Source organism: Treponema sp. R6D11 (assembly GCF_054786075.1).
Window position 1 is genome coordinate 1 of the sequence record NZ_BDHD01000873.1, and the last position, 464, is coordinate 464.

At 40.9% G+C, this 464-nt stretch carries 1 protein-coding gene; it reads right to left on the reverse strand.

Annotated elements, in window-relative coordinates; all coding sequences use genetic code 11:
* Positions 1-445 (reverse strand): DnaA ATPase domain-containing protein (locus tag ACYVTD_RS16590; protein ID WP_461248759.1); only part of this gene is annotated, 445 nt, incomplete at its 3' end.
* Between the last annotated feature and the right edge of the window lie 19 nt (positions 446-464).

Below are 464 nucleotides of genomic sequence, written 5' to 3' on the forward strand. Positions count from 1 at the left end.
GGAAAGGATTGTGCGCTTTTCCCGGATTTTTGCTTATTGCGTGGGCGGCATTTGCGGCAAATTTGTTATTTTCTCCGACTACATATCTTTCAAATGTATAATCGTCCCTCATTTGTGGATGCTGTCCCTTTTTTTCCTTTGCTTTTTGAGTTTTTTCAGTCGTTGCAGGAACAGGTTCGTCATTTTTTTGTTGAGACTGATGAGCTTCAACTTTTTTTGCGGCTTTCCCGACGATTTCCATGTCAAAATCAATATCTTGACCTGAGATTTTCTTAAAAATTGAGGTTATTTGCTTTTTATAATGAAAACTTACCTTGTCTCGGTGAAACGCAGAGGGAATTCCCGCTATAATGGCGGTTTTTCCGTTATCTGTTGTTGAACAACGCAGGTATTTCATATCCGAAAACCAACCGCCGAATTCCTCCTCCCCTAGGTTATTCCGCAGTTGGACGAGGGTTTCTTTC